15 protein-coding genes are annotated in these 25,380 nt (G+C 49.7%); 5 read left to right on the top strand and 10 right to left on the bottom strand.

All coding sequences use genetic code 11. The annotated features are described in order from the left end of the window. Window positions 1–46 precede the first annotated feature (46 nt). Window positions 47–517 carry a YehS family protein gene (locus WC5_RS02335; RefSeq protein WP_010348972.1) on the top strand — a complete coding sequence of 157 codons (471 nt, stop codon included), beginning with the start codon at window positions 47–49 and terminating at the stop codon, window positions 515–517. A 42-nt stretch (window positions 518–559) separates the two neighbouring features. Here the strand turns inward: WC5_RS02335 and WC5_RS02340 are convergent, their stop codons facing one another. The 10 genes from WC5_RS02340 to metG form a co-directional block, all read right to left on the bottom strand. Beyond that, complete coding sequence (locus WC5_RS02340; protein WP_010348969.1) at window positions 560–1,021, bottom strand: YehR family lipoprotein; 462 nt, start codon at window positions 1,019–1,021, stop codon at window positions 560–562. A gap of 106 nt (window positions 1,022–1,127) precedes the next feature. After that, entirely contained in the window at window positions 1,128–3,146 is a 2,019-nt protein-coding gene (gene yehQ / locus WC5_RS02345) for a zinc finger protein YehQ (protein WP_000992624.1), read from the bottom strand. Continuing rightward, complete coding sequence (locus WC5_RS02350) at window positions 3,143–4,279, bottom strand: vWA domain-containing protein (protein ID WP_001292792.1); 1,137 nt, start codon at window positions 4,277–4,279, stop codon at window positions 3,143–3,145. Before WC5_RS02350 ends, yehQ begins: the two co-directional genes overlap by 4 nt. Beyond that, window positions 4,272–6,551 (bottom strand): DUF5682 family protein, encoded by a 2,280-nt coding sequence (locus WC5_RS02355; RefSeq protein WP_001294348.1) that lies wholly within the window; start codon window positions 6,549–6,551, stop codon window positions 4,272–4,274. Before WC5_RS02355 ends, WC5_RS02350 begins: the two co-directional genes overlap by 8 nt. A gap of 10 nt (window positions 6,552–6,561) precedes the next feature. Next, the gene (locus tag WC5_RS02360) at window positions 6,562–7,650 is read right to left on the bottom strand and encodes an ATP-binding protein (protein WP_010348966.1); all 1,089 of its coding nucleotides are present in this window, start codon (window positions 7,648–7,650) and stop codon (window positions 6,562–6,564) included. Window positions 7,651–8,222: 572 nt separating this feature from the next. Next, a complete protein-coding gene (locus WC5_RS02370) occupies window positions 8,223–8,543 on the bottom strand; it encodes a hypothetical protein (RefSeq protein WP_000636979.1) in 321 nt (106 codons plus the stop codon). A 52-nt stretch (window positions 8,544–8,595) separates the two neighbouring features. Further along, a complete protein-coding gene (gene yehI / locus WC5_RS02375) occupies window positions 8,596–12,228 on the bottom strand; it encodes a DUF4132 domain-containing protein YehI (RefSeq protein WP_000032132.1) in 3,633 nt (1,210 codons plus the stop codon). Between the two features lie 9 nt (window positions 12,229–12,237). Next, window positions 12,238–15,999 (bottom strand): DUF4132 domain-containing protein, encoded by a 3,762-nt coding sequence (locus WC5_RS02380; protein WP_000860782.1) that lies wholly within the window; start codon window positions 15,997–15,999, stop codon window positions 12,238–12,240. Between the two features lie 12 nt (window positions 16,000–16,011). Beyond that, the gene (locus WC5_RS02385) at window positions 16,012–19,815 is read right to left on the bottom strand and encodes a DUF4132 domain-containing protein (RefSeq protein WP_001215572.1); all 3,804 of its coding nucleotides are present in this window, start codon (window positions 19,813–19,815) and stop codon (window positions 16,012–16,014) included. A 139-nt stretch (window positions 19,816–19,954) separates the two neighbouring features. Next, window positions 19,955–21,988, bottom strand: coding sequence for a methionine--tRNA ligase (gene metG, locus WC5_RS02390; RefSeq protein ID WP_010348962.1), 2,034 nt, complete (start codon window positions 21,986–21,988; stop codon window positions 19,955–19,957). Window positions 21,989–22,120: 132 nt separating this feature from the next. Here metG and apbC point away from each other — a divergent pair, with 132 nt between their 5' ends. The 4 genes from apbC to WC5_RS02405 all read left to right on the top strand — a co-directional run bounded on the left by apbC (window position 22,121) and on the right by WC5_RS02405 (window position 25,365). Further along, on the top strand, window positions 22,121–23,230 hold the full coding sequence (gene apbC, locus WC5_RS02395; protein ID WP_001005449.1) for an iron-sulfur cluster carrier protein ApbC: 1,110 nt from the start codon (window positions 22,121–22,123) through the stop codon (window positions 23,228–23,230). A gap of 263 nt (window positions 23,231–23,493) precedes the next feature. After that, complete coding sequence (locus WC5_RS0122765; protein ID WP_032155902.1) at window positions 23,494–23,772, top strand: DUF2574 family protein; 279 nt, start codon at window positions 23,494–23,496, stop codon at window positions 23,770–23,772. Window positions 23,773–24,063: 291 nt separating this feature from the next. After that, window positions 24,064–24,606: a fimbrial protein gene (locus WC5_RS02400; protein WP_000682825.1), complete on the top strand. Its 543-nt coding sequence runs from the start codon at window positions 24,064–24,066 to the stop codon at window positions 24,604–24,606. 84 nt (window positions 24,607–24,690) lie between these two features. Next, the gene (locus WC5_RS02405) at window positions 24,691–25,365 is read left to right on the top strand and encodes a fimbria/pilus periplasmic chaperone (protein WP_000677378.1); all 675 of its coding nucleotides are present in this window, start codon (window positions 24,691–24,693) and stop codon (window positions 25,363–25,365) included. Window positions 25,366–25,380 lie beyond the last annotated feature (15 nt).

The following is a 25,380-nucleotide window of genomic DNA, read 5'->3' as shown; positions in this document are numbered from 1 at the left end:
AAGACTGCTAAAATGGCTTTTTGCCTCATCAACACCTGAAGGCCTCATGCTAAGTAATGATATTCTGCGCAGCGTGCGCTACATTTTAAAAGCCAATAATAACGACCTGGCGCGCATTCTGGCGCTGGGCAATGTCGAAGCCACTGCCGAACAGATTGCCATCTGGTTACGTAAAGAAGACGAAGAAGGTTTTCAACGTTGTCCGGACATTATTTTGTCCTCATTCCTGAATGGCCTGATTTACGAAAAACGCGGCAGGGATGAGTCTGCACCGGCACTGGAACCGGAACGTCGTATTAATAACAATATTGTGCTGAAAAAATTGCGCATCGCGTTTTCACTGAAAACCGATGACATTCTGGCGATCCTCACCGAACAGCAGTTTCGCGTTTCTATGCCGGAAATTACTGCGATGATGCGTGCACCGGAGCATAAAAACTTCCGCGAATGCGGCGATCAATTCTTGCGTTATTTTCTGCGTGGACTGGCTGCGCGCCAGCATGTGAAGAAAAACTAAGACAGGTCTGGAGGCCATGCAGAGAGCATGGCCTCCGGCAGATTATTTCACTTCTTTAAAGCCAGCGGCTTTCATCACCAGTTCCATTTGCGCCATAGTGATGCCTTTTTTGGCATCGTCAGCAGAAATGTTAATGCCGGAAATACCCTGCAGGGCTTTAAAATCAACTTTTTCCATATCGATAGTCACGTTTTCCTGCGCGTAATTATCAGTAAAGGTTAATTTTTCTTCAACGCCAGTAATGTTTTTATATTTTGCACTTAACGGCTCAAGCTTTTTAGCTGCCTCTTCTTTGTTAGCCGCACCGATGGTTGCAAACTGAATTTTGGTTTCTGAAGATTGCTTAAGCACCTTGTCGCCTTTGTAGACATAGGTAATGGCAATTTCAGTACCGTTCAGATTGGCACTAAATTTCTTTGATTCTTCTTTATCACCACAGCCAGCGAGAGAGAAAACCAGAACAGATGCAACAACGAGGGAAAACAGTTTGTTGAAAGCCTTCATGTAAAACTCCATTTTATCAAGATCAGAAAACTGGTGACTCTCACCAGGGCGCTATAGAATATTCTTTATACCTCGTCTTGAGCAGTCCGGAAATGGAGTAGATCTCTTAATAAAAAGCATTTTTTCCTCCTTGTTGCTCAAGCATCAGCAACAACTGTTCGCAGAGTAAAACACAGTTATTCAATACTTCTGCCAGTGTCTCGCCTTCCGAATTGCGCAATTGCTTCAACACATGCGCCAGCCGATAAAAACCGATTACGGTAAGTTCGTTCGCCAGCAAATCAGCCTGACTAATGGCGCTCTGTTGCTGATAGCGCCAGCCGTTATGGAGTAGCTGAATAAGCAACGCCTGGCAGCGCATCAGCACCTGATGAGCGGTGGACGGTACAGGAAGAACGCTGGCGGAAGGTAGCGGTGCCACAGGCGCAGTTTCTGCATCCAGCGCCCAGGCGCGAGTTTGCGTCATCATCACCTGTGGCTCCAGCGTCAATTGCCCCTCAACAAAACTGACAAAACCAGAAACCAGACACACAGGATCATCCTGCTGTTGTAAAAGGGACGCCATACGTTCAACTGCAAAAGGCGCACTGGTTGAAGCTGGCAGTGATAACGTCAGCACATTATCTTCGCCTTCGCCACTGATTACCTGCGCATCCAGCCTCTGGCGGCTGCTATCCCAGCCAAGAGAAAGACATTCCGCCACCGGCAGAATAAATAAATTATCCACCTGGTTAAGAGGTCGTATGCAGGCTGGTGGACGCTGGCATAGGTATTCCCGCAGAGCCACAATGCCTGGCTGGCGTAACGGTGCTCCCAGCATTTGCCAGGCATCAGGTGACAGTGGCACAACGCTACTTAAGCGGTTGCGCGTACCTAATAACAGTTCGCCTTCGGCGCTCCGACGTGCAGCTTGTGAAACAATTTGCCCACCCGCCAGCGCGGCAGCCTGAAAGGTAAACAGCCGACGCGTAGCTGCTGGCGCCTTTTCTTGTTCACTTCTCGACCAACTGCGTGACAGATGCAAAATACTGCCAGTGTCGGGGTCGCTAAACCAGATCCGTAAACCATACTGTTGGAAGTCCTGCCAGCAACGCATACCTAACGATACCAGCCGCAGATGATCAAGCTTTGCTTCTCCGGCAATGCCTGCACCAACGACCGTGCGCCAGGGCATGGGCGGGACTTCACTAACACCGTCGCGTCGCGCCATCTCTTGTGCACAGTTCAATCGACTGTTTAATGCTGCAAGCTGATGTAAGCATTCTCCGGCATGATAGTGACTGGCGCGGGCGTGGGAGGCATCAATACTGGCGCGCAGTTGCCGTAGCGATTCACTCACCCATCGCCAGTTGCAGCGTTCCGCCGCTTGCTGTGCGCGGCTGAATGCTGCCTCGTAGTGGAGTAACGGCTGGCTGATGCCGCCCAGCCATAATGCCTGGCTTAATTGTTGGACATATTGACGACATGCTTTGCCTTCGTCGCTGGCAAATGGATCGTCGTTCGAGGCGACGTGTTCGCTGCGCATCTGCCAGATTAAATGGGTAAATTCTGCCTGCTGCGTTTTGGCCTGGGCAAATGCCTGCACTGCCAGTACTACGTGTTCGCACAGCGTTCCTTCAATGCAATCACAACGGGCGAAAAGAATGCTGCTGCGGGAATAAAAACGCACATCGCTCATCGGTAAGCGGGCAGAGGGAATTTCGCCTGGCGCGCAGAACAGTTCAATGGTGATACCTTTGGCGACCAGGGATTGAGCGCGTTTGTGCGTGGCAGTGGGCAGGGTAGTCAGTTCTTCCAGCCAGATTGCCGGATTCCATTCCTCTTCTTTTTCCGTGGGCTGAGAGGTAGCACAAAGTCGCTGATAACTTAACACCAGCATCACGCGATGGCGGCACATACCGATAGCTCCGCAGCTACACTGAGCCTCCTTCAGCGCCTGACCGCCTGCCAGTTGGCTGCGTGTACCGTCACTAAATGTGGCGATCAGCGTGCCGTTTTCATGGCTGATTTGCGGGATATTGCCATTTTCCAGCTCCTTAAGGCTGCGCTTAACAAAACCAGCATTGCTTAACGCCGTCAGGGCTTGTGGCGTCAGTTCTAATAATTCCGGGTGTAGTGCATTCATGACTGAAGTTTCTCCGCCAGCCATGACGCCAGTTCGCCCGGCGTCATTGCAGCAATTTGTGCACCGACATTAACCAGCGCCTGGGCCATATCACGGTCATAACAGGGCGTTGCTGTGCTATCGAGCGCCGCCAGTCCCAGCACTTTGATGCCGCTTTGAACACATTGTTTCACCTGGTGGATGAGTGATGATGATGCTCCTCCCTCATAAAAATCGCTCACCAGAATAATTACACTTTTACCCGGCTGTTCAATAAGTTGACGGGCATATTCCATCGCACTGGCGATGTGCGTTCCGCCGCCTAACTGTACTTTCATTAATAACTCCACCGGATCGGCAACGTCTGCCGTGAGATCGACCACGCTGGTGTCAAAAGCGACCAGATGTGTGCGGATACCGGGTAGTTGCCATAGACAGGCCGCCATCACTGCCGAGTGGATCACCGAATCCACCATTGATCCACTTTGATCAACCAGTAAAACCAGTTGCCATTGTTCGCTATGGCGCTTAATTCGGCTGTTAAAGCGGGGCGATTCGATATACAACTTGCCATGTTGCGGATGCCAGTGTTGCAGGTTGGCGCGCAGAGTACTTTTGAAATCGAAATTACGCGCCAGGGGAATGTGCGAGCGGCGGCGGCGGTCACGTACACCAGAAAAAGCCTGACGAACTTCCTTCGCCAGTCGCGCCATAATTTCTTCCACCACCTGGCGCACTATCCGGCGAGTGGCGACCAGCACGTCCGGATTCATCAAATGTTTAGTGTGCAAAACGGCGCGTAACAGGCTTTCAGAGGGCTGCATACGTTCCAGCACCTCAAGATTTGTCACCACATCTTCAATGCCGTAGCGCAGCACCGCGTCACTTTCCAGCCGCTCAATGACCTGTTGCGGAAAGAGCGTATGAATACTATTGATCCATTCTGGTGTGGTGAGATTTGAGCTACCTAATCCACCGGATCGTTCACCACGCTGGATACGTTCGGGATCGCGCCCATACAGCCACTCCAGCGCATGGTCTATCTGCCGGGCATTGCCATCCAGAGCACCAAGGGTAGTTTCTGCCGCTTCGCCAAGAATCAATCGCCAGCGTTGTAGCTCACGGGTAGTCAGAAGATCGTTCAGTTCAGACATGGAATACTCCCCAGTGTTGCAGCGATGCCAGTGCCTGCTGTTCGAGTTGTTGATGATGTGCAATAGCTTGCGGTGGGCAATGCAACGGCATTTGCAGCGCCGAAACAGGAAGTTGCGCCAGTTGATAATGTTCAAGCACCTGATGCGCCAGCGTCCCGCGTTCTCGTGGTGGTAGCCAGGCCATCGCCGCGCGCAAATCGGGCAGGGCGTTAATAAAATCGGCGTCACTCAGTTGATTTAAATGACGGCTGAAACCGGCGATAAATGCAGGCTGACAGGCCAGTTGATGACGGGCCAGCGCCAGCAAACCGTGCAGAGCTTCGCCTGACTGTGCCGGAGACAATTGCGTTAGCATCGTCAGCGCCGCTTCGGCACTGGCGTTGGAATGTTCCAGACGCATCAGTGCGCCAAGAGCCGCGCCGCGATCCAGCGCCGTTGCATGAGTGCTCTGGCTGCGGCGTTCCAGTAATGCCAGAGCGGCGGAAAGCGAGACGCCCGGCAGTTGAATGCCGCTATGAAGGTCGCGCAGGATATGACACAACGCTCGCCAGCTATGCAAATGGGTGTGAAATTCTTTTTCGTCCGGTCTGCCGTTGGACTCACATAGCCATAGCGTGCGATCGATGGCCGCACATAACGTTGTTTGTAATATCTGTGAGCCTTGCATACCGCTGATTTCATCCAGCCGCCACAAGGCGTAAAGCACCTCCAGCGCCTGGCCCATCTCAGCAAACTGATTTTCCTGGGCGATGAGCAACGCGAGTTGTTCCAGTAACAGCTCACTAAAGTTCGCCAGACCGGCTAATGCTGCCTGACTCAGACATGCAGTGATGCTGCTAATTCCTCCTGCATCCAGCATGTCTGCTTCTAATTTGTTACGTGCAGCTTCCTGAAGTGTGGCGCCAAAGCAGGCTGCTTCAATCAATGCGGCATGTTGGCTAAGTGGTTGAGTTAATTTCCACTGTTCTTCGCCGTTACCCGCAAGCGTCAGTGTACTTCCGTGTTGACGTGTGATGCCGGGGAGTTCGAGGATTGCCAGCCGATGCAGCACTTGACTTTGTGCCAGGCCGCCGGGGGTAAAGCGATTCAACGCCAGGTCGGATGGTAGGGTGATTTCGGTACGTTCCAGTTCGGACGTTACATCTTTTGGTAGAGGAGGCAGAGGCGTGGAAGGGGCAAGTTTGCCAAATCCATCCCCTGCCAGGACATCAATCAGCGTCAGCAAAATGGGATCGGTATCCGGGTGAATGACTCCGCGATAGCTCCACGGTAGCGGCGCGTTTAATGCTTCTTTGATAAGCGAGCCCGCTAATGCATCCAGCCAGTCAGTACGTAGCGGCAGAGTATGACCGCGTAGTTGTGCCAGAGCTATCGAATGCAGATGGGCGGCAGCCATATCGGCGGTGGAGGCAGGTAAGTGGTGCTGACGTAAACGGGTTAGAATCGTTTTAAGTAACAGCTCTCCGGCGCGTTGCAAACCAAATTTCCAGCACCAGTTTTGCCAGACCGGAGCTGGCATTCCTGAAAGGTATCCCGCCAGCACATCAAGGCGTTTTTCACTGTATGGTGTGAGATAACAACCAGTAACAGCTTTTGGCAGCGATGGTAATTCTGGTTTTTGACTTTCCTGCAAGCATTCGCGCCATCTTTTTGCCAGCGCCGGGGCGTGCCAGCCGCCGCAGACGACTAACACATTGCCATTGTTTTGCCGCATAGCCCATGCAATCCAGCGAGCCATAAAGGTTTCACGCTGGCAGTTGAGAGCATCAGCAGGGGTTTCTCCCCGTAGTTGTTCAAAATAGTGAGCCAGTGATGATGGCAGCACAGCTTGCTGGCTTTCATCTTCGAACAGGTGATCCCACAGCGTGTCGCTGTTATCCATGCGGGTAGCGCGTAACAGTAAGGCCAGACCGCCATCAGCCGCAGCCGATTCATCGTCATCTTCTTCACTTTGCGCCCAGCAAGGCAAATCGATAAAGTACGTTTGCGCCTGAATGCGACGCGCAGCGTGCAATGCCTGCCACTCCGGGGAAAATTCGGCAAACGGGGTCCAGGCACCGCGCCCCGTGGCCTTACTGTCCTGATATTGAGAATAACTGTATATGGCAACAGGAAGCTGGTGGGCTAAAAACAATTCATCTACCCGGTCATTAAAATCGGCTGGACCTTCAATCAACACGTATCGTGGTTGCTTACTTTCGATTAGCGATTTCACCAGCCGGGCACAGGCCGGGCTATGATGCCGGATGCCGACAATTAACGGCTCGCTCATACAACTTCCCTCACGGCAGACGGTGGCGAGCTTGATAATAAGCCTGCCAGTGAGCTTCTTTATACGTGGCAACACGCTGTTCAAAGTAACGGCGCAGCCGAGCGCGATCTTCTTCGTTATCTTTGACGATGGTGCCAGCAATACAGTCCACCAGATCGGCAGGCTCTCCCGGGCGATTCGCTAAAAACCAGGCGCGGACCCCCACGGCGTGTGCCACGTTAACGGCTTCAGCGGTAGACATAATGGCCGTCAGGGTATCCATTGACGTTTTCTTTTCGCCGTTGGCACGCAGATCGCGGAAGGTACGCACCAGTAATTCCAGTACCGCGTCAGGTACTTTGTGCGGAATGCCACTATGAGCCAGCAAACGCGCCGAAGCACTGGCGACCAGTTCCAGTTCCTGGGCGAAATCCATAATCGGAAAGACGGTTTCAAAATCGAAGCGACGCTTTAGCGCCGCGCTCATTTCATTGACGCCGCGATCGCGGGTATTGGCGGTGGCAATAATGTTAAAGCCTGCACGGGCGTAGAGTTGACTTGCTTCACCGGTAAGTTCCGGAACCGTCATAACCCTGTCAGAAAGCATACCTAACAGACAGTCTTGTACTTCCAGCGGTGTACGCGTTATCTCTTCAAAACGGACGATTTTGCCATCACGCATCCCCTGGTAGAGCGGAGCCGGGACAAGAGCTTCTGTTGACGGACCATGGTTGATTAGCAGAGCGTAGTTCCAGCCGTACTTGATTTGGTCTTCGGTGGTTGATGCGCCGCCCTGAATGGTTAAACCAGCATCGCCGCTAATGGCTGTTGCGAGCAATTCAGAAAGGAGAGATTTTGCCGTACCCGGCTCCCCAACCAGTATTAAACCGCGCCCGGTGGCAAGAGTCACTAACATGCGTTCGATAGCAGAAGGGCTGATTACGACTTTACGGCTGATGTTTTGCGCCTCATCGCCAAGAATAAAAGCACGGGCTGCAGGCAAACTTAACTGCCAGCCGGGAGGGCAGGGCGCGCGATCATTTTGTTTTAATTTTGCCAGTTCATAGGCATATAACACAGCGGCAGGCGGACGCTGCAGATGATTATTCTGCGGTGACATATATTCATCCCTGAAATGTATTAATAAAATAAACGATATTCTACGCGCAATAAATGTTTGGCGCATTAACTGTTTGAGTGGAAAATATCTGGAAAGTAGATCACAGGAAATAAAAAAACCTGCTGGTGAGGCAGGTTTTTTTATTTACAACTTTGATGTTAACTTACTGATTGTGCAACATTTCGTACCAACGAATGAATTATAACCATACCTACGCTCCATTGCAATTCAGCAAGTGAGATTTATAATCCTGTCCGTTGGGAGGTTGTTCTGGATCGGGCCAATTTCAAGTCCTGGCTGCCGGACGGGTGGTGCCGCAGGCGGTGCCCTGATCCGGAGAGCAACGTTTCGTACCAACATACGTAAACCGGCATCGACAGGCAGCGTAAGGGTAAGGTGCTGGTGTTGCGCTCCTTAATAAGGAGAGCGAATGGACACGCTGACACGAAAGTTAACCGTGCTCATTGCTGTACTGGAGCTGTTAGTGGCTCTGTTACGGTTGATTGATTTGTTGAAGTAATTAGCAAATTGAAACGCATCTAAGGGGGAATACCTCTTCCCCCTTTAATAAATTATAATTCTATTTGTTGACTGAATATATTATGTAGTTCACGATTAAAAATTGCTATTACAGTTTCTAGTGATTCACCTCGTAATATTTTCTCATCAATAAATTCATCTCTTATATAAATCAAAGCATCATTTATTAGCGGGTCGCTATCATCTCGATCAAATTGATTAAATGTTGGATGCAACCGGAAGCGTTCCAGTCGATAGACCGTTCCAGTAAATAATTGGGCATATTTATGTATTTCAAGTCGGAAGGAAAAGGGTTCTTCAGGATCAATGACCTGATAGTCGTAAATAGAGACCAGTTCACTTTGCACGATCATGGATTTTCTCAGTTGTCAGACAGCGGGCAGTTTTGTTACTACCCGCAGTGCGTTAGTGAAAAATGATGTCCGGCGTACTTAAGGCTTCACTCAAATCAAATACATCGAGTTCGGCAAAAGTGACAGATTGATTGTCACGATACACTTTAAGAGAACTGAAACTCATCAACGCCTTGCTATCAACATTGTAGTGGTGAAAACCGGGTGAAAACTTAAGCACCAGACGATACTCACCTAAGCCATAGACAAATTCGTCTTCATACCCTGATGCCCAGCCCTTGTAACGCATCCCCATCAGTTGCCCAACGGTGGCTGACTTCCCCTGCCAGCGGTTCAGGCTATTGTTTGCTGCTTCATCTGGCGTGAGAAGTACCGTGCGTCGTGCCAGTTGACGAAATGGCGGAATAATCTCGTAATCGGCAAAAAGTTGTTCAAATTCACCACGTATTTCTGTTGGCATTTCTAACGGGTGCGCAATGCCAATCAGGCAATCTGGAGGTAGATCAATAACATCGTCCTGGGCATTACAGAATTCCCCTTCTGCCGCTACGCGAAATGCATTAAGTAAACGACGTGGTTCATTTGCCGGATAAATGCCCCATATCAGTCGCTGGGCAACCAGTCGGGTAAAAGGATGTTTAACAAACAGAGAGTAAAAATCTGCCAGCGACCAGCGTCGGGCGGTGCGCAGTGCCGATTCCAGACGCGGCAGTAGATCTTTGCTGATCTGAGTAGCGTCTTTTCTCAATCCTTTCAGGCGAGCCAGTGCTTCAGGCGCTTTACGTTGATCGTCATCGGCTCGCAGCCGGGGAACACTTTTCTGGCGCACGTTTTGCTGATCGTAGATAACCGGGGTGAGGTTTTCATCGAAACGAACGCTAAACTGTCGTGAACCAAAATCGAAGATAAGCGCCTGTGGATCATCAAGGCCCAGTGTTGGGACTAATCTGTCCGCTAACTCTTCCTGGCTTAGTCCGCGATTTTCTGCGACCACCTGAAGAAATTCCGCCGCGTTATCACGTAAGGGGCGCGATTTCGCTCGTTGCGAGATATGGTGCAGTTGTATTAGCGCCATATCATTATTCATCAGGGTAAGTATATTCAGGCCACTGACAGCCCGGGCAGATTTGCCTTCCTGCGGCCAGGCGAGGATCTGCGTTGTCAGATCCCGTGCCGTGCTTTCATCGCCAAAGAGACTTAACGCCAGAAATGCCCAGTTATCTTTTGCGGGGGCGCCAGCTTGTTGCCAGGCGGTAAACAGATCCCAGGCAAAAGCGGCCAGCGTTTGCGCCTGGCAGAACGTTTTCAATTGTTCCAGTCCGCTATAAAAACGCCCACCCTGGGTAAAGCGCAGCATTTCGCCAATAATTTCCAGAGCATCATCGGTAACAGGCTGATTATTATTGATAAGCCGTGGCTTGTGCCACATTGTCGGATGCCAGAAATCAGGGGCTTTCGGAATGCGCGGCGGGTAAATTTCTAGTGGGTTCTGTATAAGCAATTGCTCCAGGGCAGGCCACACATCAGCACGCTGCCAGCGGTTCGCCACGGTTTGCAATAATTCGCCATGTCCCTGTTCATACAGTAAACGCAGGGCAAGTAATGCGGCTTCGCGGTTGTCGCTGGGCTTAGTAAAGACGAGAGGAATAAGTGCGGTAGCTGTATGTTCTGGCCATTGTAAAATCCACAGGCGTGCCAGATCACGCTGAGTGGCAAAACGGTGCCAGATGCGGGCGACGGGCAGCGCCAGTTCGGTTGTGCCAAAATTTAAAGTTAACGGAAATGTTTCTTTCGGACGATGTGAAAAAGCCAGCAACAAACCGGGTAATGCATCCAAACCGAGGATGCTGAGAAAATAGTCTTCACCCGCGAACAGATGTTTTTTCTCATTGATACGCAGCCAGAAAGCCACTGCCATCTCACGCGGAAGCTGTGCCAATAAATACAGATTCCAGACACTCTTTTCAGGACGATAACGCGAGTAGCTGTCATTTTCCCAGGCGTTAATTAACGCTTCAACGTCGCCGTTACGAAGCGCCTGTTCTGCTGATTTTGCTTCCGGAGAATGCCAGCCATTGTTGATTTCCTCGACTCTGCCCTGGTAGTAATGCCACTGAACCACTAATGATTTGCGCGCCGCATCCAGTTTGCCGGGCAGTATATAATTTCGGAACAGCCATACATCATCCCCAAAACCTAGCTCCTGTAGTACAACGCGACCACTTTTTCTTTCCATGCGTTCCGCAAAAGATCCCGTGCTGAAATAACGAGCAGACTCTGTGGCGGCAAGCCTCTCTCGTTCGCCTGGTTGCCAGCGGGCTTTGGGAGCTAATTTGAGAGGCGCTAAATCAAGGCGCAGCAATGCCGTTTTTTTCTTACCTCGCCACGGTGGAGAAACAAGTATTTCTGGCAGGTCGTTGCTATAAGTACTCTCGAAAGTAGGTTTCGGCGGTGCCGATAAATAACTATTCAGCACGGCCTGGGCTTGAGCACTTAACCATGGACTTACGTCTTCTGCCAGTTGTGGCTGCGATGCCATCAACGCTTGTAACAGCGTGCGCCAGTATTCATCACGTGCTTTTTGCTGTGCAGGCAGTTTTTTGTCTTCAATGACTGGATAACCAGGACGAGCAGGTGGTTCTTTTAACGCCAGCAGTTCAGCCAGTGCGGTGAGTGTCGAATGGGGGAAATTTTTACTGTATTTAGCAACACGTTGCAGGCTGGGTTTGTTTTTATCAGCCACCAGTAACAAGATGCGGATGACCAGCGGGTGGTTTATTTGTACCAGCAGACTGCCGCAGTCGTCTTTATGAGCATACATTGCCAGACGTGGCACGGCAGCTAACCCTTGTTCGCGTAAAAGGGCGGCACAGGCAGCGTAACCGAAGTGGTTTTCATGCGACATGTAGCTGGCTTCGCGATCGCTAAATACGTCCAGGCTCCAGTATCGTTCGAGTTTTTTTACCGCCGTATTATCAGTAGCAACGACCTTTAACCACTCCTTTGAGTGAAAACTTGTTGATGGGCTTTCAAGGCTGGCAAGCTCATTCGCTATATCTGGTTTTTCCGGAAGCATCAGCGCAATAAAAGGGCGGCGAACTGTGGGGATCTCTGGCAGTGCAGCAATGAGTTTGTCGGCGCAACGCTGCCAGCAGTTTTCCTCCGCCAGTGAAAGATGTTTACGCAGACGAAAATCGAAATTGCTATAAGTCTCTGAGCGATAGCCATAGCCTGTATCTTCGTTAGGTGTCATTAAACACACAGTTGATGGATCAGCATGATAATTCAGTGCAATGAACTGACGCGCTATCACCACATCCGTTGCATATTCCAGCCCATATTTTTGCACGATTTCATCAAGTAACTGCTGGCTATCATTTTTCTCGATACAGATCAGAGCCGCCATTGTAAAGGCTGGGATTGACGGTTTATGCTCGCCAATCAAATTAATTGCCTGCTGGATGGCGGACTGCCACTCCAGTGAACATTTATCATAATGCCAGGTGATATTTTTCTTCTTGCCTGCTTGTTGTAGTAATTCATCTCCCAATGTCTGGATGAGACTTTCAGTGATAACGGGCACTGGTTCGCCCGGCCAGCGACGATGACTGAGCGGCGTTTTGCCTTTTTTAAATTTCAGTTCCAGTTGCGCATCGTCCGCCAGCCACGGTAATTCCTTGCTCATGTTCTTCCCTTATTCAAATAGAGCTTCAATGTCATTAATTAACTCGCTGGTGGTGATGTCATCGAGCACGGAGAACTGGGCTTCCTGTGTTGCGTTATTCCTCCAGCCATAGCTTTCTGCTTTGCCATCCCATAGCCACAGTTTGCTTAAGAGTTGCTCGGCGCTGAGTTCGGCTGGTGACATGCCTACCGCAAAACCTTCATCGATTTCCATGATTAACGACCAGCGACCAAGAGGTTTGATCATCCAGCCGATCCAGCCTGCATCCTGCGGTTCGCCACGCAACCAGCCTTTATTTGCCAGCCCCATGACCCGACCGCTCGGGCATTTTCTGCCTGTCCAGCGAGTCAGTTCGCTGGCATTGCGCTCAGCTTCTGTCAGGGAGTAACTGTTACGGTCAAGCTGGCGGAACGGTGGTAGCAGTTCGTAGTCAGCAAAAAGCTGACCAAAGGCGGCAGCATCCGTCGGTGATATTTCCAGAACGTGAGGAATACCAATAGAGATATCGCCTTCCGACAGGGTGAAGAGATCATCGTTAGCGGTGCTGTAGCTGTTGTCTTCCGCTACACGAAAGCAAGCCAGTAGCTGGTTGTTGGCGCTATAAACGCCCCAAATCAGGCGGCGGGTTAAGTGGCGTACCAGTGGGTGTTCAACCAGAAAGAGTCGAAAGTTTTCCTCTGACCAGCGGCGGCGCAGGCACATGGCGGATTCCAGCCTTGCTACCTGCTGGGCGGCAACGGTACGGGCATCTTTTTTCAGCAGTTTGTAGCGGTTAACCGCGTCGTTCGCCCGCGATTCATCATCGCTTTTATTGGGTTTAGGTAAGTCTTTCAGGCGGCTGCCGGAAACATCACGCACAAACGGTTTTAAGGTTTCATCAAAGCTGACGGTGAACTGACGTGGGCCGAAATCCAGCAGCAGCGAACCGTTATCATCCAGACCGAGATCCGGTGCTAACCGGTCTTCAAGCTCCGCGACCGTGAGTTCGCGGCTTTCGGCAATGTTGGCAATCTTTTCTTTTGCCCGCTCCTGCAATGCTTTGAATTTTAGCTTCTGGGCGATACCGTTAAGTTGCATCAGAGCAATATCGCTGCCGATAGCGGCGAGAATATCCAGTCCGACGGTGGCCCGTTTATGCTGGGATTCGCCAGGCCATGCGCGGATAAGCGGCGTCAGTCTGCGGGCGGTGTCATCGTTGCCGAGAACACCTAACGCACTGAACGCCCAGCTCTCTTTCGACGGCGCGCCAGCCGTCTGCCAGGCGATAAACAGATCCCAGGCAAATTCAGCCAGTGAGTCGGCGGTACAGGCATCTTTCACCTGTAATAATCCCGGATAAAGTGCCTCTTCCTGAGGGAAGCGAAGCATTTCACCGAGGTGGAGGAGGGCGTTATCTGGTAGTGATTGGGCGTTTGCTTTTAATAGCGGGCGCGTCCAGAGCGATGGCTGATAAAAGACCGGAAGAGTAGGGATTTTTGTCGGGTGATTATCCAGCGGATCGAGAGCCAGCAGGACGTTGATGGCGGCTGTTACTTCCGGTTGGTTATAACGCAGGGCGACTTGTTCCAGTAATGGCTGATGACCATTTTCAGTCAACATACGCAAGGCGGCGCGGGCATTATCCTGGGCTTCACCGGCTTTGCCGAGAGCCGCTGGCAGCAGGCCGGTAATGGCATGTTCCGGGTATTTAAGAAGCCAGGTACGGGCGTCTTGTCGTAGGGTTTTGAGTTTGTTGAAGGCTCGGGCAATCAGCGGCGCTAATTCGATAGCCGAAAAATATTGTGCTACAGGCAACGCTTCCTGTGGATAGCGTGAAAAGGAGTGAATAAAACCCTGCAACCCGCTGAGTTGCAGGTGCGTCATGACATATTCGACGCCGACGTGTGGCTCTTTACTAAGGACATTCCACGCCTGCGCTGTTTTTTCGATAGGCAGTGCAGCTAACATGTAGAGCTGCCATTCCCGTTGATAGGAGTGCCAGAAGGTTTTAAATTCGCTGATCAGCGCGGAATAATCTCCCCGCAGCCAGACCTCTACAGCAACATCAGGCGCTTTCATATAGTGATCATTATTCCAGCGATTGAAACCCAGGCGCGTCAGGTAATTCTGAGTATCCTCTTTTTGTCCGATATCTATTTGATGTGCGTACCAGCGATGCCTTGCATGAATCTCTTTTTCTGCCGTCTCGGTCAATGTGCAGCGTGACTCCAACGCTAATGGCGCTAAGTCCAATACCGGCATTACAGATTTTTTCTTTTTCACCCGCCACGGGGGCGAGACTAATACGGCTGGCAGCATATCGTCGCAGGCATGGTTTGAGGGTTGTGTCAGCTGTTGCTGGCATGATTTCAGCACTGTAGCTGCTGGTGACGTTAGCCAGGGAATTACCCGTTCTGCTAATGCTGGTTGAGAGATAAGCATTGTCATCAGCATCATACGCCAGCTTTTTTCCTCTTTTTGCGCCAGCAATTCAGCTAATGCCGCCATAGCAGCATGTGGAAAGCGAGCGAAAGCCTTTGTCATCCGTTCGTGGCAACGCTTTCCTTGCTCGCTAGCATGGATAAGCGACGTAAGTGCCTGCGGGTGGTTGATATGCATCAACACTTCACCGCATGTGTCGCCGGAAGCATAAGGGGTGAAACGGGCTAGCGCAGCGACACGTTGTTCCTGAAGTATTGTCGCACACCAGATTTTACCGCAGTAATAATCATCAAATACCTGCCCTGGGTGCCCTGGATGGTATTTTTCCAGTTCCGTCAATACCTGCTCATCTGTGGCCACTAGTTTTAGCCATTCCAGCGCATATAACCCTTTTTGCCCGCAAAGACGTCTGGCAATTTCATGAGCTACTTCTGGTTTTTCTGGCAACAATAACGCAACTAGTGGCTGGTTCCAGGCAGGCATGTTTCCGAGTGCAGCAATCAGTTTGCCGGCGCAGCGTTGCCATACCTCGTCATTTGCTAGTGACAGATGCTTACGCAGGCGCATTTCAATTGCGGCGAACCGTGACAGATAATCAGGCTGCGTCTTAGCCGGAGTGACCGTAATAAGACTGGCGTCATAATTCCAGCTAAAACAGATGGATTGCCACGCAATGATCACTTCAGTGGCATATTCCAGACCACCTTCCTGGACAATTTGATCCAGTAACTCTTCGTGATCATTACGATTGAAACCTTGTTCCAGAGCAACCAATACCGCCAGAACTTGTGGCGGCAGCGTGGTATGAATGGGGGAGTCGATAAGGTCGACAGCCCGGGCTATTGCTTGCTGCCAGTCCGGTGAACAGGCGCTGTAATCAAAGGTGACCATCTTTTTAAAACGCCGATGAGTATTTGCGGCGACGGTGCGAAGTAGAGTTAATTCACCCTCTTGTGGCACAGGATTGCCTGGCCAGCGTCGATGACTTAGAGTTGTTGGGGCTACTTCTGTAGGCAGAATGATTTGGGCATCGTCTGCCAGCCAGGGAAGAGTAGCTCCAGCAGATGTTGGTTTGGCTTGTGGCAAAGGGGGGATTTCAGGGCTTTCAGTAACTTTGGCGAGGGCAGATGACGGTGTTATCACAATGTTCTCCGCCTCGTACCCCTTCTTCACCTTCTCCGCAATCAGCTTCAGCTCCGCCTTTTCCGCCGCCGCAGCGTCCGCAAAGTTTTTTACCTGGCTTTGCCCGGTGGTGCCGACCTTACCCCAACTGATATGCAACTCGTTTCCCTGCTGCTCCACCGCCCAGAATTTATGTGATTTTACGTCCTGATAAATATAGGTTTTCATAGTTAAATCCTTTTAATCAAACAGTGATTCAATATCGTTAATCAACTCGCTGGCGGTGATGGCATCAAGCGCGGAGAACGTGAGCGAGGGCTGTGTACTGTAGCGTTCCCCTGGTGAAGTGATTTTTACGCTTTCAACAGGTAGTAAATCGCCATAACCCGTTTCACCATAAATCAATGAGAAATGTTCTGTTTCAAGTTCGAGATCGCCATAAAGGGTAGATTTGCGCATTGCATAGACGCTGCCGCTTTCTTCCAGGCGTTGCCAGCCTCTGCGTTCCAGTCCGACAATGCGCCCGGCCTGGCAAAGCCGTCCGCTCCAGCGTGTCAATTCATGGGCGCTGCGTTCATTGTCAGCAAGGTGGTAACTACAACGGTCGAGCTGTTGGAAGGGGGGAAGCAGTTCGTAATCAGCGTAAATTTGCCTGAATGCAGCGGCGGATTCAGGGGAGATTTCCAGCACATGCGGAATACCGATGTTCCCTGCTGGCAGCGTGAATAGCTCATCCTGCGCATCGCTGTAAGTGCTGTCTTCTGCCACGCGGAAACAGGTCATAAGGGCGTTTTCATCGTTATATACTCCCCATAACAGCCGTCGGGTTAAGTGACACATCAGCGGATGTTCTGCCAGGAACAGGCGGAACTGCTCTGCCGTCCAGCGTCTGCGCTGGCACATAGCCTGTTCCAGGCGAGCAATCTGCTGGCTGGCTATGGCGCGTACATCTTTTTTCAACTGTTTGAAGAGGTTAACGGCGTCAGTTGCCAGTGTTTTATCATCGCTCTGGTTGGGTTTAGGTAAATCTTTCAGAACTTTGCCGTTTGCGTCGCGAACCACGGGTTTTAGGGTTTCGTCAAAACCAACGGTGAATTGACGTGAACCGAAATCAAGTGTCAGAGAGCCGTGGGCATCAAGTCCTAAATCGGGAGCCAGTCGGTCTTCCAGTTCGGCCATTGTCAGCCCGCGATTTTCGGCGACCATATTGATTTTGTCGCGGGCATGTTCCTGCAATGCTTTGAATTTAATCTTTTGCGCAATGCCATTAAGCAACATCAGCGCCATATCGCTACCGATACTGGCTAACACATCCAGCCCGGAAACTGCTCGTTTATGCTGGGATTCCCCCGGCCAGGCACGGATAAGCGGGGTTAATTTACGGGCGGTGTCGTCATTGCCTAAAATTCCCAGCGAGGTAAATGCCCAGTTTTCTTTTGCGGGGGCGCCAGCTTCTGTCCAGGCGGTATACAGATCCCAGCCAAATTCAGCCAGTGATTCGCGGGTGAAGGTTTCTCTAATGATATCCAGCCCAGCGTAGGCGGTAATGTCGCGAGGAAAGCTCAACATAGTGCCGAGGTGGCGCATAGCGTCATCTGGCAGAGGCAGGTTGTTACTTTTAAGCCGTGGTCTGCGCCATAAGCTGAACTGATAAAAGCCGGGCAGAGGGGCGATTTTTGCGGGATATTCTTCCAGCGGATCGCTATCGAACAATGTTGCCAGCGCAGCTAAAACATCAGGTTGGTTATACCCTTGGGCGATTTCCTCAATCGTTTCTCGCTGGTTTAATTTCACCAGCAGACGGAGCGCCTGGCGGGCACAATCACGATCTTTTCCTTGTTTGCCCAGTGCCACAGGAAGTAGCCCGGCGGCGGCATGGCGTGGGAATTTAGCCAGCCATTTTCGGGCATCTTCAGCAGACATTGTTTTCTGTAATCGCTGCGCCATCTGTAATGCTAATTCGCTGACGCCCAGGAAGAGAGTGAATATCCACAACTGTTGTGGCTTACGTTGCAGACATTTCATAAACGCAGGAATGGCCGCATCACCAAAAATCGCCAGAATCTCTTTCTCGCCGGAGAATTCTTCTTCATTGATTATTTGATTGAGGAAAGAAATAGCATGTTGAGTGGGTAGGAAACAGAGAGCGTACAACTGCCAGGATTTACTGCCTTTGTTATGGTATTGCGCAAACTCTGCTTTCAGCGACGGGAAATCGAAACGTAACAGGGCATCAACTGCGCTTTGTGGCATTATTTTTTTTTCGTATTGTTCTTCTCCGGTTCTGCGCCATTCCTTAAACCCCAGTCGCCAGAGAATTTGTTGTTCTGGTGTAAAAGGAATGAAAGATGTCTCCCAGCTTTCTTTTTCAATTAGTGGCAGATCGGTAAAAAATGTTTGCTGTGATGCCTGATATTTTGCGATGTCACTGAATCTGGATATGTCAGTATAACTGATTAATTCTGTAATTCCTGGTGTGATATCAGTGACGGCAGGAACGGGAAGTATCGGTAAATCAAATACGGGTACTGCATTCTTTTTCTTATTTATTACCCACGGTGGCGAAGTAAACAGCTCTGGCAACATATCCGCAGTGGCATATTCACATTCTTCAGTCGCAGGTTGCGGACGACATTCAGATAAGATACCTGCCGCTTTAGCATTAACCCAGGGAATAACGTCACATACCAACTCTGGCGTGGCGGTAATCAGTTTGACAAGTGCGTTACGCCACTGTGTATCTTCATGTATTGCCAACAAAGTAGCATAAGCGGCAATAGCCGCAGCAGGATGTTTTTGACAGGCTTTGCTTAAGTATTCCAGGTGCTTTTTCTTGCCAATTACACCGAGGATCAGAATTTGAATCGCATCCGGGTGATTCGTTTTCCATAGCCATTTGACAAGGTTTTCGGTTTCACTGATGTGATTGAAAACATAATCCGGGTCGTCAGAATGGTCTTCCGTTAACTCAAGAAGTATCCGGCTTACACCGCGCACCCCATTATTTGCCAACAACATTGCCAGATAAGCGCGAAAATCACGATACAACGGTGGGAAGTCGTATTTTTCTGCTGTAGTTAGAGCAGTATCATCGGTTACCACCAGTCTTAACCAGGTCATCGCCGGAACGTTTTGATCTGCATAACGTAGCGCCATGGCATTGGCGATATCCGGTCGTTCAGGGATCAGTAGCGCCGCAAAAGGTTGCCGTGCCGGGGAGAGCGAGGGAATAGCAGCAAGTACTTTATCTACACAGCGTTGCCACTCATCTTCTGAAGCGAGTGAAAGATGATGACATAGACGTTGATGCCAGTTCGGTAGCGATTCTGCTTCGAGATCGGGAGGAATTATGGTCGTGACGGCGGCTTTTACTGTTTTATATCTAAGTTGAAGAGCGAGAAGGGTGATTTCAACGGTAGTTTCCAGGCCACAACGAACGACTAAGTCATCGACCAGTTCATCTGTTGAGTAAGAGTTCCAGGAGTGCCAGAGTAATGCCGCATCAGACTGCGCACTACCTGTCTGTAGATTATCCTGGATTCGCAACTGTAATTCGGCAAACGCCTGCTGCCAGTTTTCCGGATAAGAACTGTAGTATTTTTTTAAATCATATGCATAAGTGCTATCTGCAATACGCTTCCATACTTCACCTTTATTGCGCAGATAATTAATTTCTCTTGGCCTGGTGCGATGAGGGAAAGCAAATCGATTAATATCGTCAGTTAACGTAATGACTGCATCATCAGCAAGCCATGGGCGTTTGTTTTTACTTACAACTGCAGTTTTAACTTCAGAAGGGGGGCTTTCTTTTGTGACTGGCGGGAGAACCATATTTACCGAGTCACCTTCCACATAACCCTTCTTCATTTTCTCCGCGATTAGCTTCAGCTCTGCTTTTTCCGCAGCAGCAGCATCCGCAAAGCTTTTTACCTGGCTTTGTCCGTTGGTGTCGACTTTTCCCCAGCTAATATGCAGTTCGTTTTCCTGCTGCGCCACCGCCCAGAATTTATGTGATTTCTCGTCCTGATAGATAAAGTGTCTCATTCTGCATCCCTGTGATTTTATCCAGTTTAATACAGATGCTAACAGCATTTGCGCAGGTTACAGAGCGACAAAAAGGCGAGAAAACAACTTTAGGAATTTATAAAGAAAAGGCGCTGTCGATGCAGCGCCTTGAAGGGGATTATTTCACTTGATGACCCGGTTTAGCACCGGCATCCGGGCTTAACAGGAAGATATCTTTCCCGCCAGGACCGGCGGCCATCACCATGCCTTCGGAGATACCGAAGCGCATTTTACGCGGTGCCAGGTTAGCCACCATAATGGTGTGACGACCAATCAGCGCCTGCGGGTCTGGATAAGCAGAACGGATGCCTGAGAAGACATTACGTTTTTCACCACCAAGATCCAGCGTCAGGCGCAGCAGTTTGTCAGAACCTTCAACAAACTCTGCGTTTTCAATCAGCGCCACGCGCAGGTCAACTTTGGCGAAGTCGTCAAAGGTGATGGTTTCCTGAATCGGATCATCAGCCAGCGGGCCAGTAACTGGCGCGGCAGTGGCTTTCACTTCTTCTTTAGAGGCTTCCACCAGTGCTTCAACCTGCTTCATGTCGATGCGGTTATACAGTGCTTTGAACGGATTAACTTTGTGCGCCAGCAGCGGTTGCTGGATGCCATCCCAGGTCAGTTCCGTATTCAGGAACGCCTCCGCACGCTCGGTCAGTTTCGGCAGTACCGGTTTCAGGTACGTCATCAGTACGCGGAACAGGTTAATGCCCATTGAGCAAATCGCCTGCAGGTCGGCATCGCGACCTTCCTGTTTCGCCACCACCCACGGAGCCTGCTCGTCAACATAGCGGTTAGCCAGGTCAGCCAGCGCCATGATTTCGCGCACAGCTTTACCAAACTCACGGCTTTCCCACGCTTCACCAATAACTTCAGCGGCATCGGTAAAGGTTTTGTACAGTTCAGGGTCAGCCAGCTCGCTTGCCAGCACGCCGTCAAAACGCTTGTTGATAAAGCCCGCGTTACGGGACGCCAGATTCACCACTTTGTTGACGATATCGGCATTCACACGCTGAACGAAATCCTCCAGGTTGAGATCGATATCATCAATGCGCGAAGAGAGTTTCGCAGTGTAGTAGTAGCGCAGGCTGTCAGCGTCAAAATGATTCAGCCAGGTGCTGGCTTTAATGAACGTGCCGCGAGACTTGGACATCTTCGCGCCGTTCACCGTTACATAGCCGTGAACAAACAGGTTGGTCGGTTTGCGGAAGTTGCTGCCTTCCAGCATGGCTGGCCAGAACAGGCTGTGGAAGTAAACGATATCTTTACCGATGAAGTGATACAGTTCGGCGGTGGAATCTTTCTTCCAGTATTCATCAAAACTTACGGTATCGCCGCGCTTGTCGCACAGATTCTTGAAAGAACCCATGTAGCCAATCGGTGCGTCCAGCCAGACGTAGAAGTATTTGCCCGGCGCGTTCGGAATTTCAAAACCGAAGTACGGCGCGTCGCGGGAGATGTCCCACTGTTGCAGGCCGGATTCAAACCATTCCTGCATTTTGTTTGCCACCTGCTCCTGCAACGCGCCGCTGCGGGTCCATGCCTGCAACATTTCGCTGAAAGAGGGCAGATCAAAGAAGAAGTGTTCGGAATCACGCATTACCGGCGTAGCGCCAGAAACCACTGATTTCGGCTCGATCAGTTCCGTCGGGCTATATGTTGCGCCGCAGACTTCGCAGTTATCGCCGTATTGATCCGGGGATTTACATTTCGGGCAGGTGCCTTTCACAAAACGGTCCGGCAGGAACATGCCTTTTTCCGGATCGTACAGCTGAGAGATGGTGCGGTTTTTAATAAAACCGTTCTCTTTCAGGCGAGTATAGATAAGCTCAGACAACTGACGGTTCTCTTCGCTGTGCGTTGAGTGATAGTTGTCATAGCTGATGTTAAAGCCTGCGAAATCAGTCTGATGCTCCTGACTCATTTCGCCAATCATCTGCTCCGGGGTGATACCAAGCTGCTGGGCTTTCAGCATGATCGGTGTACCGTGGGCATCGTCGGCGCAGATGAAGTTGACCTCGTGGCCGCGCATTCGCTGGTAACGGACCCAGACATCAGCCTGGATGTGCTCCAGCATATGGCCGAGGTGGATTGAGCCGTTAGCGTACGGCAGCGCGCACGTCACCAGAATTTTCTTCGCGACTTGAGTCATAGTAGGCATTACTTCTTAGTAGTGAAAAGGGGTTAGATAGTACCAAATGGGAAAATGTTAAGTAAGTACTTATCTATTTTCTTCAGGTAAACTATTTAGCTGATGGTTTATCTATATAAATAAGGAGTCGGGATGAACGAACAATCCCAGGCCAAATCACCAGAAGCCTTGCGCGCAATGGTCGCCGGGACACTGGCTAATTTTCAGCACCCAACCCTGAAGCATAACCTTACCACGCTGAAAGCGTTGCATCATGTCGCCTGGATGGACGACACCCTGCATGTGGAGCTGGTTATGCCGTTCGTCTGGCATAGCGCGTTCGAAGAGTTAAAAGAGCAATGTAGCGCCGAATTGTTGCGTATCACCGGGGCAAAAGCTATCGACTGGAAACTGTCGCATAATATTGCCACCCTGAAACGCGTTAAAAATCAGCCGGGAATTAACGGCGTGAAGAACATTATCGCGGTCAGTTCCGGCAAAGGCGGCGTGGGTAAATCCTCCACGGCGGTAAACCTGGCGCTGGCGCTGGCGGCGGAAGGCGCGAAAGTCGGTATTCTGGATGCCGACATTTATGGTCCGTCTATCCCAACCATGCTGGGGGCAGAAAATCAGCGTCCGACCTCGCCGGACGGGACTCACATGGCACCGATTATGTCTCATGGCCTGGCAACCAATTCAATTGGTTATCTGGTCACTGACGACAACGCGATGGTGTGGCGTGGCCCGATGGCGAGCAAGGCGTTAATGCAGATGTTGCAGGAAACTTTGTGGCCGGATCTCGACTATCTGGTGCTCGACATGCCGCCAGGCACCGGTGACATTCAATTGACACTAGCGCAAAACATTCCAGTAACCGGCGCAGTCGTGGTCACCACGCCGCAGGACATCGCGTTGATCGACGCGAAAAAAGGCATTGTGATGTTCGAGAAAGTCGAAGTTCCGGTGCTCGGTATTGTCGAGAACATGAGCGTCCATATTTGCAGTAACTGTGGTCATCATGAGCCGATTTTCGGCACTGGCGGTGCAGAGAAACTGGCCGAGAAATATCACACGCAGTTGCTGGGGCAGATGCCATTACACATCTCCTTACGTGAAGATCTCGATAAAGGCACGCCAACGGTTATCAGTCGTCCGGAAAGTGAATTTACCACTATCTACCGCCAGCTGGCTGACCGCGTGGCTGCCCAGCTCTACTGGCAGGGTGAAGTCATTCCTGGCGAGATTTCCTTCCGCGCGGTCTAACGCGTATTAACCTTTCTGGTCATTCCTTATACACCGCAGCAATAATATATTGATGCGGTGTATTTATTTTTGTGGCTTTAAATGAACACTTTTTTAATGCTGCAAATATTCAGCGGATCTTAGTCCTAAACTGTACAAAGTAGATTGATCGTACAGGTAAAGCCTCTTTATCATCCTTCGTGGCTGTGTAGTGGATGTACAGCTATAGTTTGTTATGCACTCAATCTATCCAGGCATAACCTTTACTACAGGGATAACGTTCAATGAATAAGTATTGGCTGTCAGGAATTATTTTTCTCGCTTATGGATTGGCGTCACCCGCGTTCTCATCAGATACTGCCACATTAACTATCAATGGCAGGATCAGCCCCCCGACATGCAGTATGGATATTGTTAATAGCCAACTCCAACAGCATTGCGGTCAGGTATCGCAAAGCGTTGATACCCGGCATCGGATTTCTTCGCCGGTAAAAGGCGTTACTACAGAGCTGGTAGCGGGCAACGATAGCAAACGTCGAATCGTATTAAATCGCTACGATTAATCAGGCAACACTGTTTTAATCATATTTTGAAAGCTCAAATCACTCTTATGAATGATTTGAGCTTTTTTATATATTTGAAGAATGTGGTTAACAATAAATTATATCAATTAATAGATGGGGTAAATATTTAACTTTCTTAAGTATTTGTTGTAATTATATTGCAATAGTTAATTTGTTTTAAATCAATAAAACAATGTGTTTACATTGCGGCAACTTTCTGTGTGTGAGAAATTTGTTTCCACGAGATACAGACTCTTAACAACCAAAATAAATTCTATTAAGGAACCTATTATGAAACATTCAATTATTGCTGCCGCTGTCTTTTCTTCTTTTTTCATGAGTGCTGGCGTATTTGCTGCAGACGTTGATACCGGAACTTTAACCATTAAGGGGAATATTGCAGAGTCTCCGTGTAAATTTGAAGCGGGTGGTGATTCAGTAAGTATTAATATGCCAACCGTACCAACCACTGTCTTTGAAGGTAAAGCGAAATATTCTACCTATGATGATGCCGTCGGTGTAACCAGTAGCATGTTAAAAATTAGCTGTCCGAAAGAAGTAGCTGGTGTAAAACTCTCGTTGATCACCAATGATAAAATAACCGGAAATGATAAGGCTATAGCCAGTAGTAACGATACCGTGGGTTATTATCTCTATTTAGGTGATAACAGTGATGTACTGGATGTTTCAGCGCCTTTTAATATTGAAAGCTATAAAACAGCGGATGGTCAATATGCGATTCCGTTTAAAGCGAAATACCTGAAACTGACAGAAAGCTCAGTGCAATCAGGTGATGTGGTATCTTCTTTAGTTATGCGTGTGGCTCAGGATTAATAATTAAATAAATTTGCAAGTTTCTCCAGGTAATAAACATGGCCGCTATCCCCATGGCGGCCTTTTAATTCAAGGGGCATTAAGATGAAAGGATTATTACCTTTACTCATTTTTTCTATGGTCATTCCTGCCCATGCCGGAATTGTCATCTACGGGACACGTATTATTTACCCGGCAGAAAAAAAAGAAGTGATGGTACAGTTGATGAATCAGGGAAATCGCTCTTCGCTGCTGCAGGCGTGGATTGATGATGGCGACACGTCGCTGCCACCAGAAAAAATTCAGGTTCCTTTCATGTTAACGCCGCCAGTGGCAAAAATAGGAGCAAATTCCGGGCAGCAAGTAAAAATTAAAATTATGCCGAATAAGCTGCCTACTAATAAAGAGAGTATTTTTTATCTGAATGTTCTGGATATTCCACCAAATAGTCCAGAGCAAGAAGGCAAGAATGCACTGAAGTTTGCGATGCAAAACAGAATCAAATTGTTTTACCGACCGTCGGGTATTGCTCCGGTAAATAAAGCAACGTTTAAGAAATTGCTGGTAAATCGTAGCGGCAATGGACTGGTGATAAAAAATGATTCACCGAACTGGGTGACTATTTCCGATGTAAAAGCGAATAATGTCAAAGTCAATTATGAAACCATCATGATTGCGCCATTAGAAAGCCAGAGTGTTAACGTCAAAACTAATAATACGAATAACTGGCATTTGACCATTATTGATGATGATGGCAACTATATTAGCGACAAAATTTAATTGCAGGAGCTGCCT

It is taken from the genome of Escherichia sp. KTE114 (assembly GCF_000407765.1).
Classification (GTDB): Bacteria; Pseudomonadota; Gammaproteobacteria; order Enterobacterales; family Enterobacteriaceae; genus Escherichia; species Escherichia ruysiae.
Note: the sequence above shows the minus strand (reverse complement) of the source record. Positions and strands in the feature narration are given on the sequence as shown.

What these genes read in the sequence shown, in the direction of transcription:
- WC5_RS02335 (WP_010348972.1), top strand. Translation starts at nt 47, where the DNA reads ATGCTAAGTAATGATATTCTGCGCAGCGTGCGCTACATTTTAAAAGCC.
- WC5_RS02340 (WP_010348969.1), bottom strand. Translation starts at nt 1,021, where the DNA reads ATGAAGGCTTTCAACAAACTGTTTTCCCTCGTTGTTGCATCTGTTCTG.
- yehQ (WP_000992624.1), bottom strand. Translation starts at nt 3,146, where the DNA reads ATGAATGCACTACACCCGGAATTATTAGAACTGACGCCACAAGCCCTG.
- WC5_RS02350 (WP_001292792.1), bottom strand. Translation starts at nt 4,279, where the DNA reads ATGTCTGAACTGAACGATCTTCTGACTACCCGTGAGCTACAACGCTGG.
- WC5_RS02355 (WP_001294348.1), bottom strand. Translation starts at nt 6,551, where the DNA reads ATGAGCGAGCCGTTAATTGTCGGCATCCGGCATCATAGCCCGGCCTGT.
- WC5_RS02360 (WP_010348966.1), bottom strand. Translation starts at nt 7,650, where the DNA reads ATGTCACCGCAGAATAATCATCTGCAGCGTCCGCCTGCCGCTGTGTTA.
- WC5_RS02370 (WP_000636979.1), bottom strand. Translation starts at nt 8,543, where the DNA reads ATGATCGTGCAAAGTGAACTGGTCTCTATTTACGACTATCAGGTCATT.
- yehI (WP_000032132.1), bottom strand. Translation starts at nt 12,228, where the DNA reads ATGAGCAAGGAATTACCGTGGCTGGCGGACGATGCGCAACTGGAACTG.
- WC5_RS02380 (WP_000860782.1), bottom strand. Translation starts at nt 15,999, where the DNA reads ATGAAAACCTATATTTATCAGGACGTAAAATCACATAAATTCTGGGCG.
- WC5_RS02385 (WP_001215572.1), bottom strand. Translation starts at nt 19,815, where the DNA reads ATGAGACACTTTATCTATCAGGACGAGAAATCACATAAATTCTGGGCG.
- metG (WP_010348962.1), bottom strand. Translation starts at nt 21,988, where the DNA reads ATGACTCAAGTCGCGAAGAAAATTCTGGTGACGTGCGCGCTGCCGTAC.
- apbC (WP_001005449.1), top strand. Translation starts at nt 22,121, where the DNA reads ATGAACGAACAATCCCAGGCCAAATCACCAGAAGCCTTGCGCGCAATG.
- WC5_RS0122765 (WP_032155902.1), top strand. Translation starts at nt 23,494, where the DNA reads ATGAATAAGTATTGGCTGTCAGGAATTATTTTTCTCGCTTATGGATTG.
- WC5_RS02400 (WP_000682825.1), top strand. Translation starts at nt 24,064, where the DNA reads ATGAAACATTCAATTATTGCTGCCGCTGTCTTTTCTTCTTTTTTCATG.
- WC5_RS02405 (WP_000677378.1), top strand. Translation starts at nt 24,691, where the DNA reads ATGAAAGGATTATTACCTTTACTCATTTTTTCTATGGTCATTCCTGCC.